Below are 17,193 nucleotides of genomic sequence, written 5' to 3'. Positions count from 1 at the left end.
CGCCGAACTTCGGTGCCGCCGCCACAGTCTTGTGCCGCGCTTGATCGCTTTCAGAACGTTTCAGCGCCGTCGTGGTTTATATGACCGCATGGTCGAATGCGGTATTCTTATGAGCGTCCCGACTACACCAACCGCCGCCCACGACATGACCATCACGACCGCCGCCCCACGCATCGCACTGATCGCCCACGACAAGAAGAAGGACGACATGATCTCGCTCGCCGCCGAGTACCGCGAGTTCCTGCAGGGCTGCGCCCTGTCGGCCACCGGCACCACCGGCGGGCGCCTGATCAACGAGCTGGGCCTGAACGTCGAGCGCAAGCATTCGGGGCCGGTCGGCGGCGACCTGCAGATCGGTTCCCTGCTGGTCGACGGCCTGATCGATTGCGTGATCTTCCTGCGCGACCCGATGACGCCGCAGCCGCACGAACCCGACATCAACGCCCTGGTGCGCGCCTGCGACGTGCACAATATCCCGTGCGCGACCAATGTCTCGACCGCGCGCCTGGTGCTGTCGCAACTGATGGGCGCGCGCAGCGCCGTTTGACCCACCTGACAAAGGAGTAGCCATGCTCGCCAAAGCGATCCGGATCGCCGCCACCGGCGGCCCAGAAGTGATGGAATACGTCGACGTCGAGGCGCAGGCGCCCGGGCCGGGCGAGGCGCGCATCGTCCAGCACGCGATCGGCCTGAACTTCATCGACGTGTATTTCCGCACCGGCCTGTATCCGCAGCCGCTGCCCGGCTATCTCGGCAAGGAAGGCGCGGGCGTGGTCGAGGCGGTGGGCGAGGGCGTGACCCACGTGCGGCCGGGCGACCGCGTGGCCTATGCCGGCGGACCGCTGGGCGCCTATGCCAGCGTGCGCACCATGCCGGCGCGCTTCCTGGTCAGGCTGCCGGACGCGATCGGCTTCGAGACCGCGGCCGCCATGATGCTGCAGGGATTGACGGTGCAATACCTGCTGCGTCAAACCTATCGGGTCGAGGCCGGCGACACGATCCTGTTCCACGCCGCGGCCGGCGGCGTCGGCCTGATCGCCTGCCAGTGGGCGCGCGCGCTCGGCGTGCGCCTGATCGGTACCGTGGGTTCGAAAGAGAAGGGCGAGCTGGCGCTGCGCCACGGCGCGGCCCACGTCATCAACTACAACGACGAAGACATCGTGGCGCGCGTGCGCGAGCTCACCGGGGGCGAGGGCGTGCCGGTGGTGTACGACTCGGTGGGCAAGGACACCTTCACCGCCTCGCTCGACTGCCTGCGCCGGCGCGGCCTGATGGTCAGCTTCGGCAACGCCTCGGGCGCGGTCGAGCCGTTCGCACCAGCCGAGTTGTCGAAGCGCGGCTCGCTGTTCCTGACCCGGCCGACCCTGTTCGACTACATGAGTAACCAGGAAGAGCAGGAGGCGATGACGGCCGAGCTGTTCGAGATGGTCGGCAGCGGCAAGGTCGAGGTCGAGGTGCGCCAGACCTTTGCCCTGGCCGAGGCGGGCGAGGCGCACCGCGCGCTGGAAGCGCGCCGCACGACCGGTTCGACGGTGCTGCTGCCATGAGAGACACACGCGACGACGACCCGCTGCCGCAGTTGCCGCCGTCGGCGCAGCCGTCGGGCGACGGCGTGCCAAAGTTCGGGCGCCTGCTGATCGTGCTGGTGCTGGCCATGCTGGTGGTGGTGGCGCTCACCTTCGGCTCCGAAGCCTATTTCACCTGAGCCCATGGAGGACTTCAATCGCGCATACGGGCAAGTCTTCGTTCCCGGCCGCCTGACGGTCGGGCTGATGACGCCCATGGCGGGACAGGCCGGCGCCCTGGCCGACCTCGCACTGGCGCAAGCGCATGCGCGCCTGGCCGACGCGCTGGGCTTCGCCGCCCTCTGGACCCGCGACGTGCCGCTGATGATCCCGCAGGGCAGCGCCAACGAGACCGCGGCGCTGGACGACCCCTTCCTGTGGCTGGCCGCGCTGGCGGCGGTGACCGAGCGGGTCGTGCTCGCCACCGGGGCCATCGTGCTGCCGCTGCGCCATCCGCTGCACGTGGCCAAGGCGGCTCTCACCCTGGACCGGATCAGCCACGGTCGCCTGCTGCTGGGCCTGGGTTCGGGCGACCGTCCCGAGGAATTCTCCCGTTTCGGGGCCGACCTGGAGACGCGCGACGTCGCCTTTCGCGAGCACTGGAGCGCCCTGCACGCCGCGCTGGCGCCGGCGCCGGTCGTGGACCCGGAACGGTACCGCGTGCTGCCCCCGCCGCAGGCGCGCATTCCGATGCTTGCGGTGGGCAGCGCGCGACAGTCGCTGCAGTGGATCGCCGAACATGCCGACGGCTGGGCTAGTTACCACCGCGAGGAAGACCGGCAAAAAGGCCGGATCGCCCTCTGGCACATGGCGCAGGACCAGCGCTCGCCGGGAATGCGCAAGCCCTTCATCCAGTCGGTGCTGCTGGACTTGCTGGACGATCCGGCGGCGCCGGCCCAGGCGATCGAGCTTGGCCTGCGCACCGGCCGCCATGCGCTGGCCGCCTATCTGGAACGCATGCGCGAACTCGGCGTCGCCCACATCCTGTTCAACCTGCACCGGGGCGCGCGTCCGGCGGAGGACGTCCTGCACGAGTTGGGTGCCGAGATCCTGCCCCAGCTTTAGTCCTGTCCTCACAAAGGTTTAACCGCCGAGTATCTTCTTGACACAAAAAACTGTCCCGCTACGATTGTTCAGCATTAGATGCCGGTAACAAAAAATCACACCGGTCGGCGCCAGCCGGAGAGCGCGAGACAACCATGAAGCATCTTGGCAATGCATTGGGGGCGGGCGCTGTGCGCGCTGGTCCTGTACTGGCATGTGGAGGCAACGGCGCAAACGTCGGCGCCTGTAGTGGAGGCGGAGGCGTCAGCGCCGCTGCAGAACATCTACGGCCGCGGTACCTGATCCTGAACGGCCGCTGGAACTACATCGTCGACCGTTCTTTCAAACTTACGCAAAGCTAACCGTAGTTAACTTTCCTGTTGAATTCCTGCTTCACCGGAGATGGTTTCACCTGACAATGTACATGCCAGGCCAGCGCCTTCTCCTCCACAGGCAGGGGCGGTGGAACTCACCGCCAACAGCTTCACCGGCAACCAAATGCAGCCGCCGGTGGTTGTAAGAGGGCCGAGACAACAGATAGTTCCCAAAGTTGTCTTGTCAACAGAAGTTTCTGTACCAGGACGACCCCGACCGTGAACACCGACTGGTGGAAGTATGGCGGCATCACGCGCGACGTGCTGCTGGCCGAAGTCCCCGCCACCTATATCGCCGACTACAAGGTGCAGCTGGCCAAGGGCGACCTGAAGCGCATCCAGGGCTACGTCCAGCTGGCCGGCGCCCAGCCGCGGCAAAGCGTCAGCGTGACGATTCCCGCGGCCGGCATCCGGACCACGGTGCAGGCCGACGCCAGCGGCCGCGCCGCCATCGACATCCCTGCCGGCAAGCTGCGCTACTGGTCGCTAGACGCGCCGACCCTGTACGACGTCGAGATCGCGGCCGGCCCGGACACGGTGAAGGACAGGGTGGGTTTCCGGACCATCGAGACCCGCGGCCAGGACATCCTGCTCAACGGGAAATCGATCTTCTTGCGCGGGATCTCGTTGCACGACGAGAACCCGCTGGCCCAGGGACGCCTGCGCGGCGAGGGCGATATGCGCATGATGCTGCAGTGGACGCGCGAGCTCAACGCCAACTTCGTACGCCTGGCCCACTATCCGCACAGCAAACAGATGTCGCGCCTGGCCGACGAGATGGGCCTGCTGCTGTGGGCCGAGGTGCCGGTGTACTGGACCATCTCGTGGACCAATCCCGACACCTACCGCAACGCCGACCGCCAGCTGACCGATATGGTGGTGCGCGACAAGAACCGCGCCAGCGTCATCGTCTGGTCGATCGGGAACGAGACCCCGGTGGGCGAGCCGCGCAACGTCTTCATGGGCCGGCTGGCCGACACCGTGCGCGGCCTGGACGATACGCGCCTGGTGGCGGCGGCGCTCGAAGTGCACCGCGAGGGCCAGCGCGTCGTGGTCGAGGACCCGCTGGCCGGCAAGCTGGACCTGGCCAGCTTCAACGAATACGCCGGCTGGTACTGGAGCGATCCCGAGGACATGCTGAACTACCGTTTCGACATCAAGGTGAACAAGCCGGTGGTCGTCAGCGAGTTCGGCGCCGATGCGCTGGGCGGCCATCACGGCGACGCCACGACCCGCTGGACCGAGGAATACCAGGAGCGCCTGTACCGGAACCAGTTCAAGCTGCTGACCGCAATCCCCGGCCTGAGCAGCATGACGCCGTGGATCCTGGCCGACTTCCGCTCGCCGCGCCGCCCGCATCCGCAATACCAGGATTTCTGGAACCGCAAGGGCCTGATCTCGGACACCGGCCAGAAAAAGAAAGCCTTCCACACCCTGAGGCGCTTTTACGATGGCATGCAGCAGAAATACCGATAGGGGCCCTGGCATAGTGCGGTGCTAGAATCCCGGCCATGGAAACCCCTGCCCCGAAGGACGCACCAGCTACCGCCCGCAAGAGCCGCAAGGGCGCCACGCCCACGGTGCGCGACGTCGCCCGCCTGGCCGGCGTGGCGCCGATGAGCGTCTCGCGCGCGCTGAACAATCCCGATTCGGTCTCGCCCGAGATCCTGCAGCGCGTGCGCGAGGTGGTGGACCGGGTGGGCTACGTGCCGAACCTGCTGGCCGGCGGCCTGGCCTCCAAGAAAAGCCGCATGGTGGCGGCGGTGGTGCCGACCATCAGCGGCTCGGTCTTCCTCGAGATGGTGCAGGCGCTCACCGACGGCTTGGCCGCGCGCGGCTACCAGCTGATGCTGGGCCAGGCCGGCTACGAGAACTCGCGCGAGGATGCGCTGCTCGAGGCCATCATCGGGCGCCGTCCGGACGGCGTGGTGCTGACCGGGATCATGCGCTCGGAGCAGGGCCGGCGCCGCCTGCTGGCCAGCGGCATTCCGGTGGTCGAGACCTGGGACCTGACCGACAGCCCGATCGACATGCTGGTGGGCTTTTCGCATGAGCAGATCGGCAAGGCGGTGGCCGAATACCTGCACGGGCGCGGGCGCCGCAGGATCGCCGCCATCAGCGCCGACGACGAACGCGCGGTGCGCCGCAACCGCCAGTTCGCCGACACCGTGCTGGCGCTGCAGCCGGGGCTGGGCACGGATCGAAAGGCGGTGCCGACCTGCATCGTCCCGGCGCCAACCTCGCTCGGCAGCGGCCGCGCGGGCCTGGCAGAGCTGCTGGCGCGCGATCCCGGCATCGACGCCGTGTTCTGCAGCTCCGACATGATGGCCCAGGGCGTGCTGCTCGAGGCGCTGGCGCTGGGCATCAAGGTGCCCGAACAGCTCGCCGTGGTCGGCCTGGGCGACCTGGCGTTCTCGCGCGACCTACATCCCCCCTTGACCACGGTGCGCATCGACGGCACCGCCATCGGTTCCACCGCCGCGCAGCTGATCATCGACCGCGCCGAAGGCCGGCCGGTGGAGGAGCCGGTGCGCGACGTCGGCTTCGTCATCGTCGAACGCGGCAGCAGCTAAACCCCCTCCGATGCATTGACTTCTTCGTCAAGATACCGGTATCATCGTCTCATCTTGATACCGGTAACATGCAGTTCGTAAAATTATTTAGGGAAGAATGATGACCATGGAATCTTCGACGCCGGGCGGCACGCCGTTGATCACCGCGATGCGCGTGGTGCCGGTCGCGGGCCGCGACGGCATGCTGCTCAACCTCAGCGGCGCCCACGCGCCGTGGTTCACCCGTAACCTGGTGATCCTCACCGACAGCAGCGGCCAGCAGGGCGTCGGCGAAGTGCCGGGCGGGGAGAGCATCCGCCAGACGCTCGAGGATGCGCGCGCGCTGGTCGTCGGCCAGCCGATCGGCGCCTGGAACGGCGTGCTGCGCTCGATGCGCACGGCGTTCGCCGGACGCGATGCGGGCGGGCGCGGCCAGCAGACCTTCGACCTGCGCGTGATGATCCACGCGGTGGCCGGCGTCGAATGCGCCTTGCTCGACCTGCTGGGCAAGTTCATGGGCGTGCCGGTGGCCGACCTGCTGGGCGACGGCCGCCAGCGCGACCAGGTCGAGATGCTGGGCTATCTGTTCTACGTGGGCGACCGCAAGGCCACCGACTTGCCCTATGCGTGCGAGCCCGATGCGGCCGACGAGTGGCTGCGCCTGCGCCACGAGCCGGCGATGGACACCGACGCCATCGTGGCCCAGGCGCGCGCCGCGCAGAAGCGTTACGGCTTCAAGAGCTTCAAGCTCAAGGGCGGCGTGCTGCGCGGCGAGCAGGAAATCGAGGCGGCGCGCGCGCTCAAGGAAGCCTTCCCGCAGGCCGGCATCACGCTCGACCCCAATGGCTGCTGGCTGCTGCAGGATGCGATCCGGCTGTGCCGCGACATGAAGGGCGTGCTGGCCTATGCCGAAGACCCGTGCGGTCCCGAAGGCGGTTATTCGGGCCGCGAGACGATGGCCGAGTTCCGCCGCGCCACAGGCCTGCGCACCGCCACCAATATGATCGCCACCGACTGGCGCCAGCTGGCGCACGCGGTGCAGCTGGGGGCGGTGGACATCCCGCTGGCCGACCCGCATTTCTGGACCATGCAGGACACCGTGCGTGTGGCCAAGATGTGCGAAGCCTGGGGGCTGACGTGGGGCTCGCACTCGAACAACCACTTCGACGTCTCGCTGGCGATGTTCACCCATTGCGCGGCGGCGGCGCCGGGCGACATCACCGCGATCGACACCCACTGGATCTGGCAGGACGGCCAGCACCTGACCCGCAATCCGCTGCGCATCGTGGACGGCATGGTCACCGTGCCGACAACGCCAGGGCTGGGCGTGGAGCTCGATATGGACGCGGTGGAGGCCGCGCATCAGCGCTATTCTCAGATGGGGCTGGGCGGGCGCGACGATGCGGTGGGGATGCAGTACCTCGTTCCGAACTGGAAGTTCGATAGCAAGAAACCGTGCATGGTGCGCTAAGACACACCGGCACTACCGTTGTCTCTCGCTGTCTCTAGTTGGCCCGTCGCCTTGCGTGACGGGCCTTTTTTGCGTGCGCACCACAAAAATTGATTCAAATCGCCTGCCTCAAAACGTCATTCCCGCGAAGGCGGGAATCCAAGTACTGCCAGCGCTGTCGAAACGCTAAGGACTTGGATTCCCGCCTCCGCGGGAATGACGTAGTAAGGCTAACTTAGGTGGCCAGGATCAGCCCTTCGGCTCCTGCGTCACCTCGACCCGCCGCGCCACGCCCGACGGTCCCGGGAAGCCTTCGAAGGCGCTGTGCACCAGCGCCGGCATGATTTCCGGCGTCGACATATTGCGGCTGGTGTTGTGCACCGTGACGTCGAACAGGCGCTTGCCGTCGCGCGCCGACTTGATCGAGACCTGCAGTTCGCGCCGGTAGTGGTGCTCGATCGAGGTCTGGTAGGCCGGATACGGACCCCAGAACGGATCGTAGAACGGGCTGTACCAGCCGCCCCAATAGCGGCGATGGAAGCCGCGGTAGCCGTAGCCGTAGCGGGCGCCCGGATAGAAATACGGCGTCATGATCGGTTCCAGCACGCGCACCGGCAGGTCGGTGGTGGTGAAGCGCATCGACACCGTCAGCGCCGGCGTGGCACCCTCGGCGTCGCGGAAGCCCTGGCGCGCCAGCTGGGCGCGCACCAGTTCCTGGTAGCTGCGCCATTCCAGCGTGTCGTCCTGCGGCGACGGCACCTCGAACACATAACTCTTGTCTTCCATCTGGGCCGGCCATTGGTGGAAGGTCGTGACGTCGCTGCGGATGGTGGTCGCGCAACCGCCCAGGAGCAGCGCAAGCGCCGTGCCGGCGGCGACCATGATGAGGCGTTTCATACAATCTCCAGATTATTTGTGCGGAATTTCCCCGATGATCAAGCTTACCGCTTGTTCAAGAACAATGAACCGGGTTTTACACCCCGTTACCGTGCATACACTGCGATACATGGAATCGAACGAAGCACCGGAAAAGCTTGTTGGTAAAATAAGCACTTCTCCACTGTGTTCTTGGACTCTTCCTATGCGCACCGATACGCCCCAGACCATTTACCGGAAAGACTATACCCCGCCAAGTTACCTTGTGGATACTGTCGAGCTCGGCTTCGACCTGGATCCCGCGCGTACGGTCGTGGCCAACCGCCTGACCTTGCGCCGCAACCCGGCGGCAAGCGGGCGGGCCATCGAGCTGCATGGCGAGGAGATCGAGCTGGTGGCGCTGCGCCTGAACGGCAAGACCCTGGGCGGGGCCGACTATACGCTGGCCAACAATCTCCTGACCATCCACGAGGCGCCGGACGACGTGGTGCTCGAGATCGAATCGGTCTGCGTGCCCGAGCAGAACACGACGCTCAGCGGCTTGTATGTATCGAATGGCAACTTCTTCACTCAGTGCGAGGCCGAAGGCTTCCGCCGCATCACCTATTTCCCGGACCGCCCTGACGTGATGGCCAAGTACACCGTGATGCTGCGCGCCGACAAGGCGCGCTATCCGGTGCTGCTGTCCAACGGCAACCTGATCCAGGAGGGCGATCTCGACGATGGGCGTCACTATGCGCTGTGGGAAGACCCGTTCAAGAAGCCCTCTTACCTGTTCGCGCTGGTGGCGGCCAAGCTGGTGTGCCAGGAAGAGACCTTCCGCCTGGCGGACGGCCGCGACGCCCTGCTGCAGGTGTGGGTCGAAGAAGGCAACCTGGACAAAACCGATTATGCGATGCAGTCGCTCAAGCACAGCATCCGCTGGGACGAAGAGAAATACGGCCTCGAGCTCGACCTGGACCGCTTCATGATCGTCGCCACCAGCGACTTCAACATGGGCGCGATGGAAAACAAGGGCCTGAACATCTTCAACACCAAGTTCGTGCTGGCCAACCCGCGGGTGGCGACCGACGTCGACTTCCAGGGCATCGAGGCGGTGGTGGCGCACGAATACTTCCACAACTGGACCGGCAACCGCGTGACCTGCCGCGACTGGTTCCAGCTGTCGCTGAAGGAAGGCCTGACGGTATTCCGCGACCAGGAATTCACGGCCGACATGATCGGCACCGACACTGGCCGCGCCGTGACCCGCATCGACCAGGTGCGCACGCTGCGCCAGCACCAGTTCCCCGAGGATGCCGGCCCGATGGCGCACCCGGTGCGTCCCGACTCCTTCGTGGAGATCAATAATTTTTATACGGTGACGGTGTATGAGAAGGGCGCCGAAGTGGTGCGCATGTACCAGACCCTGTTCGGCGTCGACGGCTTCCGCAAGGGCATGGACCTGTATTTCGAACGCCATGACGAACAGGCGGTCGAATGCGACGATTTCCGGCGCGCGATGGCCGACGCCAACGGCCGACGCCTGGACCAGTTCGAACGCTGGTACAGCCAGGCCGGCACCCCGGTGCTGCGCTTCGAGGGCCGCTGGGACGAGGCCGTCCATACCTACACGCTCAAGCTGATCCAGTCCTGCCCGCCGACGCCGGGCCAGCCGCACAAGCTCCCGTTCCACATCCCGGTCGCGGTCGGCCTGCTCGACGCCGCCGGCAACGACATGCGCCTGGTGGTCGATAGCGTCGACCGCGGCACGACGGCGGTGCTCGAGCTGACCCAGGCCGAGCAGACCTTCGTCTTCACCGACGTGAAGGAGCAGCCAGTGCCGTCGGTGCTGCGCGGCTTCTCGGCGCCGGTGATCCTGCAGGGCAGCTATACCGATGCCGACCTGCTGCACCTGTTCAGCCATGACAGCGACCCGGTCAACCGCTGGGAAGCGGGCCAGCGCCTGGCCATGAGCCGCCTGCTCAAGCTGACCGGCGAGGCCATGGCCAAGGGCAATAGCGGCGCCAGCCTGAACCTGGACGAGACCTTCATCGAGGCGATGCGCAAGGTCCTGGTCGACGAGACCCTCGACCCGGCCTTCCGCGAACAGGCGCTGCTGCTGCCGTCCGAGGGCATGGTGGCCGAGCAGATCGACGGCGTCGACCCGCTGGCCGTGCACATCGCGCGCCAGTTCATCCGCGCCGACATCGGCGCGCGCCTGCGCGGCGAGCTGCTGGCGCAGTACGAGGCCAACCTGACGCCGGGGCCGTACAGCCCGGATGCGCAATCCGCCGGCAAGCGCGCGCTCAAGAATATCGCGCTGTCCTACCTGAACGCGGCGCCCGACGAAGAGAGCGTGGCGCTGGCCCAGCGTCAGTTCGACCAGGCCGACAACATGACCGACCGCGCCGCGGCGCTCAGTGCGCTGATCGCATCGCGCGTGCCGGAAGCCGCCGACGCGCTGGACGTGTTCTACCAGGAGTTCCAGGGCGAGGCCCTGGTGGTGGACAAGTGGTTCATGATGCAGGCCGCGGCCCCGACCACCGACGTTGCGGCCGTGCGCGCGCTGATGCGCCATCCGGCCTTCACCCTGCGCAACCCGAACCGCGCGCGCAGCCTGGTCGCCGCCTTCTGCATGAACAATCCGGTGCAGTTCCACGCGCCGGACGGCAGCGGCTACGCCTTCTGGGCCGAGCAGGTGATCGCGCTCGACGCGCTCAACCCGCAGGTCGCGAGCCGCTTGGCGCGCGCCATGGACCGCTGGCGCCGTTACGCGCCGGCGCTGCAGGAGCAGATGCAGGCCGCGCTGCAGCGGGTGGCGGGGCAGGGCAAGCTGTCGAACGACGTGCGCGAAGTGGTCACCAAGGCGCTCGCGAATTGATAACAATATTTAAACCAAACCTGAGGAAGTCATGAAACGCGTAAGTTTGACGCAATACCTGGTCGAAGAGCAGCGCCTGCACCAGAACATCAACGCCGAGCTGCGCCTGCTGATCGAGGTCGTCGCCCGCGCCTGCAAGCGCATCAGCTATTCGGTGAGCAAGGGCGCGCTGGGCGAAGTGCTGGGCAGCGCCGAGACCGAGAACATCCAGGGAGAAGTCCAGAAGAAGCTGGACGTGATCTCCAACGAGATCCTGCTCGAAGCGAACGAGTGGGGCGGCCACCTGGCGGCGATGGCGTCCGAAGAGATGGAAACCATCCGCCAGATCCCGAGCCGCTATCCGATGGGCGAATTCCTGCTGCTGTTCGATCCGCTGGACGGCTCGTCGAACATCGACGTCAATGTCTCGATCGGCACCATCTTCTCGGTGCTGAAGGCGCCGGAAGGCATGAAGCAGCCGACCGAGCAGGACTTCCTGCAGCCCGGCACCGCCCAGGTGGCGGCCGGCTATGCGGTCTACGGCCCGCAGACCATGCTGGTGCTCACCACCGGCAACGGCGTGCACTGCTTCACGCTGGACCGCGAGATGGGTTCGTGGGTGCTGACCCAGAGCGATATGCAGATCCCGGTCTCGACCAAGGAATTCGCCATCAATATGTCCAATAAGCGCCACTGGCATCCGCCGGTGCAGCGCTATGTCGACGAGCTGCTGGCGGGCAGCACCGGCCCGCGCGGCAAGGATTTCAATATGCGCTGGATCGCCTCGATGGTGGCCGACGTGCACCGCATCCTGAACCGCGGCGGCGTCTTCATGTATCCGGCCGACCTGCGCGATCCCGCGTCGCCGGGCAAGCTGCGCCTGATGTACGAGGCCAACCCGATGGCGATGATCGTCGAGCAGGCCGGCGGCGCCGCCACCGACGGCCAGGGCCGCATCCTGGAGATCCCGCCGACCAAGCTGCACCAGCGCGTGCCGGTGTTCCTGGGCTCGAAGGAGGAAGTCGAGGTCGTCACGGGCTATCACGGGGCCTGAATGTCCTGATTTCGGCCGATAATGCGGCACGCTAGCGATACACACTAGCAAGTTTGCCGCATTGTTTGCTAGAATATGGTTCTTTCGTCACGGCGGCTACCTCGTCGTGCGCCGAAAGGCAAGGCGAAGCACAGGTTTCGCCGCTGTAGCTCAGTCGGTAGAGCAGCGCATTCGTAATGCGAAGGTCACCAGTTCGATTCCGGTCAGCGGCACCAAGAATTTGCAGTAAGATCAAAGGGTTACATGATTTTTCATGTAACCCTTTTTTCTTTCGTGGCGCTGTAAGCGAGTTGTGTAACCGCTGTGTAACCCGGCTTACTCAACATTAGCCTTGCAGGTTGAGTGCCCGCATCCTATCGATTGGGAGCCTGCCTTGCTTTATGGGCGCGCTAGAGGTGGTCGTAGATTCATCCACAGCAGGCAGCATGCTACTGCGCTTCCTCGACGTTCCCAGTCTCTGATAGGAGCCGCTCGACCGCGCCGATAACACCTTGTCTCTCGTGCGCAGGGATGCGGTGCAAGCGAATGAGAATCAGGGCCATGTCATCTTCCTTGCAATAGAAGTAGCATTCCGGGACATCCAGTACTTGGGCGACTCGCTCGACCAATGAGAAGTCCGGCACATGCTTCCCCCGCTCGTACTGGTTCATACGCGCGCTCGAAGACATCTCATCGATCCCCGCCAAGACACCAAGTTTTTCTTGAGACAGGCCGGCCCGTAAGCGAGCCTCCTTCATTCGCTTCCCAAACAAAGACATCCATAGCCCCTAAAGGCTAAGATATTCTTAGTATTTTATTGACGTCACACTAAGGAATCCTTAGGATTGCTGACCTAGAATAGGAGGCAATCAATGATTCACACCCGTATTCCACCTGCGTCAACCCAGGACGATCGTATCGATGATTTTTTGGCCAAGACGGAGCGCGACCTGTTCATCCTGGAGGAAGCGGCGACACGCCGGGTACTCTTCGATAGCTTGAACAAGCGGCAGCTCATGGAGGTTGTGTGGACCCTCCAGGGGCGTGACTACCGCATTGAGCGACGTATGGGCACCGCACTCGACGACATCGGTAGGGATACTGGGGCAACTTACCAGTTCGGCGATCTTTTCGGCCTTGAATGGGATGTCTACTTCAAGAACGGCGCAGAGCAACCGTGGCGGAAATCCCGCCTTACCGCGTTCGGAGCGAACGAGCGCGAGGCAATCCTGAATCTGTTGGACGATGGCTTTCGACGCGCCGCGTGGGACGACTACTTCTACGTCCGGCTACGAGGCGTGACCGACCTGCGCGAGATGGGCACTACGTGTTTAAACACCAGAAGCCGACTGGGCTTCTATTAAAGAAGAAAAGAAAATGAAACCTGAAAAAATCTGGCTGGTGGTGTTTTTAGCTGGTTGCGCTTCCACGACGGGCGTGATCTCGACGGGTAGTAATCAGTACATGGTTTCGCGAGAAGATAACGGTCCGGCTGCCTCACTGGGCCAGCTCAAGGCCGCGACGATGAAGGACGCAGGCGCGCACTGCGCTGGTCAAGGTAAAACGATGCTGATCCTGAGGGAGACTGATACGCCACGCTCGCTCGGCCAGTTCCCGCAAACCACGCTGCATTTCACCTGTACTTGAGCCGCATGGCTCCTAGCAGCTCCACGGCAGACAGTGCCATGCCGCTAGTCGCCCTATTTATTGTCGAGCTGGCATTGCGGCGTTACGATACTGGCCATGACGAGTTTCTCAGCCCCCTCAGTTCACGCCTGTCCCGGTTGCGGTGCCTTTTACCTTCGCCGGCGACTTCGTAGCTTTAATTTCTTCGGTGCCCGAGATTGGTCGGACGGTGTGCCAAGCATGTGGTGGCGCCAGGAACCATTGGTCCGTTGCAGTGCGTGCGCTGCGCTCTTTTGGCTGGAGGATATCGAGCCTGTCGGAATCATGCCCGACGCCCCACGGCCGATTGGCCAGTTTAAACGCGCGTGGCTTCGTTGGCGCCGTGACCCGCATGGGCTGCTTCACGGCGAAGAGGAGTGGAGCCGGGCCATGGCATCCTGGGGCCAGGCAGACTACATCGGCAGCGTGAAGTTTGAGGACGTCATATATGTCTTAGCCCGCTCCAAAGGGATAAGCAGGACCCGGCTGCTATGGCTGCGCAAGCGCATCTGGTGGGGGTTGAACGACCGCTACCGCAGCTGTCAGGATGGCTCTCCCATTCCCGATGTGCCAATTTGGCCGCAGGCTTTGGAGCGGTCCAACATGGAGGCTATCCTGGACATGCTGCGCGACGGCGATGGGAATCCATCGGACATGATCGAGCAAGGCGAATTGCTGCGCCAGCTTGGCCGTTTCGACGAGGCGATCGCGGTGCTAAAAGCTGTGCCGGCTGACGGACATAGCGAGGTCAGGGCAGTCAAGATCGAACGGCTCGCAAGAAGCGGCGATTCACAGGTGCGGGAGTTACACCCCGCGACATGGTGAGATGCAGTTAGTCGGGCTCTATACCTTGGTACAGCCACCAAGCATAGCGGGCATAAATCAGCGTCGATGTTTGCGGCGGTAATCCGCTCGCCCCAATAGGCGTGCGCTGTCCTTCTGTGTCTCGGGAGGCAACAGCATCACCACATTTTTAGCTGAGATTTCCCTTTGGTAAGGTAAAGTATCGCCCAACTCTTGACGATCAAGCCGGGCGTTGCTCGCTCGTGTATTAAAAGGAAATTATCAAGCATGTCCGCCCTGTCAAATCTTCTCGCTACCTTTCGCAACGCGGCCGTTAGCGAGCGCGAAAAAGGAACCTACTTTGAAGAGCTGATCGTCGCTTACCTACGGAATGAGGCAACCTACCGGGACCTCTACAGTGATGTCTGGACCTATGCGGAGTGGGCCAAGCTACAGGGCGTGGATGGGCGCGATGTGGGAATCGATCTCGTAGCCAAGACAGCGGGCACCAACGAATTCCACGCGATCCAGTGCAAGCTGTACGCCGAGGACTACCGGCTGCAGAAGGCCGACATCGACAGCTTTTTCACTGCTTCGGGCAAAAAACCGTTTGTTCACCGCATCATCGTTTGCACCACAAACCACTGGAGCACTCACGCCGAGGAGGCACTGCGAGACCAGCAGCCGCCCGTCAGCAAAATAGACCTAAACGATTTGGAGAACAGCCAGATTGAGTGGGGCAAGTACCAGCCGAAGACCGCGCCTGTGCTGAAGGTCAAGAAGGAGCTTCGGCCCCACCAGCAACAGGCGCTGGACGCCGCGCTGTCGAGGTTGCAGACCGTCGATCGAGGGAAGCTCATCATGGCCTGCGGCACTGGCAAGACGTTCACCAGCCTAAAGATCGCGGAAGCCCTGGCTGGTGCCGGCAAACGCGTATTGTTCTTGGTGCCAAGCCTGTCCTTGCTCTCGCAGACCTTGACCGAGTGGACACAAGAGAGCGCCACGCCGCTGCACAGCTTCGCAGTCTGTTCGGACAGCGACGTTGGCAAGAAGCGCCAAAAGGACGACGATACCGTCCAAACCTTCACCCACGAGCTGCGTTACCCGGCCACGACCCAACCAGCCCGCTTGGCCACCGAGATGGCCAAGCGGCACGACGCGGCGCACATGAACGTGGTGTTCAGCACCTATCACTCCATTGATGTCATCAGTCGTGCTCAGCAAGAGCATGGCCTGGCCGACTTTGATCTCATCGTCTGCGACGAGGCGCACCGCACCACCGGCGCCACTTTCGGCGATGACGACGAGAGCAACTTCGTCAAGGTGCATGACGCAGCCTTCATACGGTCAGAAAAGCGCCTGTACATGACAGCCACACCGCGCATCTACGGTGACAATGCGAAAGCGAAGGCCGAGGCGGGCAGTGTAGCGTTGTGCTCGATGGACGACGAGACCCTCTACGGCCCCGAGCTCCACGTCATTACCTTCTCCGAGGCAGTCCGGCGCGGCTTATTGGTAGACTACAAAGTCATCGTTCTATCCGTGGAAGAGAGTCACGTCAGCCGTCGCATCCAATCCCTGTTGAAGGACGAGAACAACCAGCTCAAGGTGGATGACGCCGCCAAGATCATCGGTTGCTGGAAGGCCTTGGCAAAACAAGGGCTCACGGGGGACCTGAGCGGCGATCACGAGGCCATGAAGCGCGCCGTGGCCTTCTGCCAGGTCATCGAGGTAAGCAAGGGCGCAAAGCCCCACAAGGTCAGCTCCAAAAATATCGCCGGTATGTTCCAGGCGGTGGTCGAGGCTTACCAGGAGTCCGAGGAGGACGACGCGGCATCGACGCTGGCCTGCGAAGCCGAGCATGTAGACGGCAGCATGAACGCCAGCGAGAAGGAGACCAAGCTCGCGTGGTTGAAGGCGGATGCCGCTCCCGACACCTGCCGAATCCTGAGTAACGTGCGCTGCTTGTCCGAAGGTGTCGACGTACCGGCCCTGGACGCAGTGCTGTTCCTGACCCCGCGCAACTCCCAGGTTGACGTGGTGCAGTCGGTCGGCCGTGTTATGCGTAATGCGCCGGGCAAGAAACGCGGTTACGTCGTCCTGCCGGTGGTTGTCCCGGCCGGCGTAGAACCCCACGAGGCTCTGAACGACAACAAGACCTACGCAGTGGTGTGGCAGGTACTGCAGGCGCTGCGCTCACATGATGACCGCTTCGATGCGATGGTCAACAAGCTGGACTTGGTCGGTAAGGACACCAGCAAGATGGAGGTCGTCGCCATCACGGACAAGGTTCAGCGGAAGCAGGACAAACCCAAAAAACCAAAGAACAAGGACACGGGGAAGGGCAGCTTCATCGTAGGCGAGTCGCCAGCCAAGCCTTACTACAAGCAAGAGCAGGCCTCTTTGTCTTTCGAAATCGGTGAAATTGAGAAGGCCATCTACGCCAAGCTGGTGCAGAAGGTGGGCAACCGCCACCATTGGGAGGACTGGGCCAACGACATCGCCAAGATCGCCCGCACCCATATTGACCGCATCACTGCCATCGTTGAAGACCCGGCCCACGAGAAGGAGCGAGCCGCCTTCAATGCCTTTGCCCATGAACTGCGCGATGACCTCAACGGCAGCATTAGCGACGGCGAAGTCATCGAGATGCTGGCCCAGCATCTCATTACCAAGCCGGTCTTCGATGCCCTCTTCGAAGACTACAGCTTTGCTCAGCACAACCCTATGTCGCTGGCTATGCAGGCTGTACTCGACGTGCTGCAAGAGCACCGGCTGGACAAGGAGGTCGACACCCTTCAGCGCTTCTACGACAGTGTGAAGATGCGCGCACAGGGCATCGACAACGCGACTGGGAAGCAGAAGATCGTCGTCGAGCTCTACGACGGTAATCCCCCCACAGAAAGAGCGCGTTTAGAAGTAGAATTTTCTACTTAAGAACAGAAAGCTCTACATGAAGACGTCCCGTTTTACCGACAGCCAGATCATCGCCATCCTCAAGCAAGCCGA

Annotated in this window: 15 protein-coding genes and 1 tRNA gene; 14 read left to right on the top strand and 2 right to left on the bottom strand. The window is 63.5% G+C overall.

Annotated features, from left to right (window positions below; genetic code table 11):
• Positions 1 to 109: 109 nt before the first annotated feature.
• The 7 genes from J3U95_RS14150 to J3U95_RS14120 all read left to right on the top strand — a co-directional run bounded on the left by J3U95_RS14150 (position 110) and on the right by J3U95_RS14120 (position 7,006).
• Positions 110 to 547, top strand: a complete 438-nt coding sequence (locus tag J3U95_RS14150) for a methylglyoxal synthase (protein ID WP_229519837.1) — start codon at positions 110 to 112, stop codon at positions 545 to 547.
• Between the two features lie 22 nt (positions 548 to 569).
• Entirely contained in the window at positions 570 to 1,547 is a 978-nt protein-coding gene (locus tag J3U95_RS14145; RefSeq protein WP_208279206.1) for a quinone oxidoreductase family protein, read from the top strand.
• Complete coding sequence (locus J3U95_RS14140) at positions 1,544 to 1,705, top strand: hypothetical protein (RefSeq protein ID WP_208279205.1); 162 nt, start codon at positions 1,544 to 1,546, stop codon at positions 1,703 to 1,705. Before J3U95_RS14145 ends, J3U95_RS14140 begins: the two co-directional genes overlap by 4 nt.
• A 4-nt stretch (positions 1,706 to 1,709) precedes the next feature.
• Complete coding sequence (locus J3U95_RS14135) at positions 1,710 to 2,630, top strand: TIGR03571 family LLM class oxidoreductase (protein ID WP_208279204.1); 921 nt, start codon at positions 1,710 to 1,712, stop codon at positions 2,628 to 2,630.
• A 572-nt stretch (positions 2,631 to 3,202) separates the two neighbouring features.
• On the top strand, positions 3,203 to 4,459 hold the full coding sequence (locus J3U95_RS14130) for a glycoside hydrolase family 2 protein (RefSeq protein WP_208279203.1): 1,257 nt from the start codon (positions 3,203 to 3,205) through the stop codon (positions 4,457 to 4,459).
• Positions 4,460 to 4,494: 35 nt separating this feature from the next.
• Complete coding sequence (locus J3U95_RS14125; protein WP_208279202.1) at positions 4,495 to 5,556, top strand: LacI family DNA-binding transcriptional regulator; 1,062 nt, start codon at positions 4,495 to 4,497, stop codon at positions 5,554 to 5,556.
• A 97-nt stretch (positions 5,557 to 5,653) separates the two neighbouring features.
• On the top strand, positions 5,654 to 7,006 hold the full coding sequence (locus J3U95_RS14120) for an enolase C-terminal domain-like protein (RefSeq protein ID WP_208279201.1): 1,353 nt from the start codon (positions 5,654 to 5,656) through the stop codon (positions 7,004 to 7,006).
• Positions 7,007 to 7,234: 228 nt separating this feature from the next.
• Here J3U95_RS14120 and J3U95_RS14115 read toward each other — a convergent pair whose 3' ends face one another.
• Positions 7,235 to 7,882, bottom strand: coding sequence for a DUF4136 domain-containing protein (locus J3U95_RS14115; RefSeq protein ID WP_208279200.1), 648 nt, complete (start codon positions 7,880 to 7,882; stop codon positions 7,235 to 7,237).
• Between the two features lie 184 nt (positions 7,883 to 8,066).
• Here J3U95_RS14115 and pepN point away from each other — a divergent pair, with 184 nt between their 5' ends.
• The 3 genes from pepN to J3U95_RS14100 all read left to right on the top strand — a co-directional run bounded on the left by pepN (position 8,067) and on the right by J3U95_RS14100 (position 11,972).
• Positions 8,067 to 10,724 (top strand): aminopeptidase N, encoded by a 2,658-nt coding sequence (pepN, locus tag J3U95_RS14110; RefSeq protein ID WP_208279199.1) that lies wholly within the window; start codon positions 8,067 to 8,069, stop codon positions 10,722 to 10,724.
• 31 nt (positions 10,725 to 10,755) lie between these two features.
• The gene (locus tag J3U95_RS14105) at positions 10,756 to 11,757 is read left to right on the top strand and encodes a class 1 fructose-bisphosphatase (protein ID WP_208279198.1); all 1,002 of its coding nucleotides are present in this window, start codon (positions 10,756 to 10,758) and stop codon (positions 11,755 to 11,757) included.
• A 139-nt stretch (positions 11,758 to 11,896) separates the two neighbouring features.
• Positions 11,897 to 11,972, top strand: a tRNA-Thr gene (locus J3U95_RS14100).
• A 213-nt stretch (positions 11,973 to 12,185) separates the two neighbouring features.
• Here the strand turns inward: J3U95_RS14100 and J3U95_RS14095 are convergent.
• Positions 12,186 to 12,494 (bottom strand): helix-turn-helix domain-containing protein, encoded by a 309-nt coding sequence (locus J3U95_RS14095; RefSeq protein ID WP_229493814.1) that lies wholly within the window; start codon positions 12,492 to 12,494, stop codon positions 12,186 to 12,188.
• A gap of 114 nt (positions 12,495 to 12,608) precedes the next feature.
• On the opposite strand from J3U95_RS14095, the gene J3U95_RS14090 reads away from it, so the two are divergent.
• The 4 genes from J3U95_RS14090 (at position 12,609) to J3U95_RS14075 (ending at position 17,121) form a co-directional block, all read left to right on the top strand.
• Positions 12,609 to 13,100, top strand: coding sequence for a hypothetical protein (locus J3U95_RS14090; RefSeq protein ID WP_147936193.1), 492 nt, complete (start codon positions 12,609 to 12,611; stop codon positions 13,098 to 13,100).
• Positions 13,101 to 13,113: 13 nt separating this feature from the next.
• Entirely contained in the window at positions 13,114 to 13,383 is a 270-nt protein-coding gene (locus J3U95_RS14085) for a hypothetical protein (RefSeq protein WP_147936194.1), read from the top strand.
• Between the two features lie 408 nt (positions 13,384 to 13,791).
• On the top strand, positions 13,792 to 14,226 hold the full coding sequence (locus J3U95_RS14080) for a hypothetical protein (protein WP_147936195.1): 435 nt from the start codon (positions 13,792 to 13,794) through the stop codon (positions 14,224 to 14,226).
• Between the two features lie 246 nt (positions 14,227 to 14,472).
• Positions 14,473 to 17,121, top strand: a complete 2,649-nt coding sequence (locus J3U95_RS14075) for a restriction endonuclease (RefSeq protein ID WP_229519836.1) — start codon at positions 14,473 to 14,475, stop codon at positions 17,119 to 17,121.
• Positions 17,122 to 17,193: the final 72 nt, after the last annotated feature.

The sequence above is a fragment of the Massilia oculi genome (genome assembly GCF_017582745.1).
Lineage (GTDB): Bacteria > Pseudomonadota > Gammaproteobacteria > Burkholderiales > Burkholderiaceae_D > Telluria > Telluria oculi_A.
This window is presented reverse-complemented; position numbering and strand designations above follow the sequence as displayed.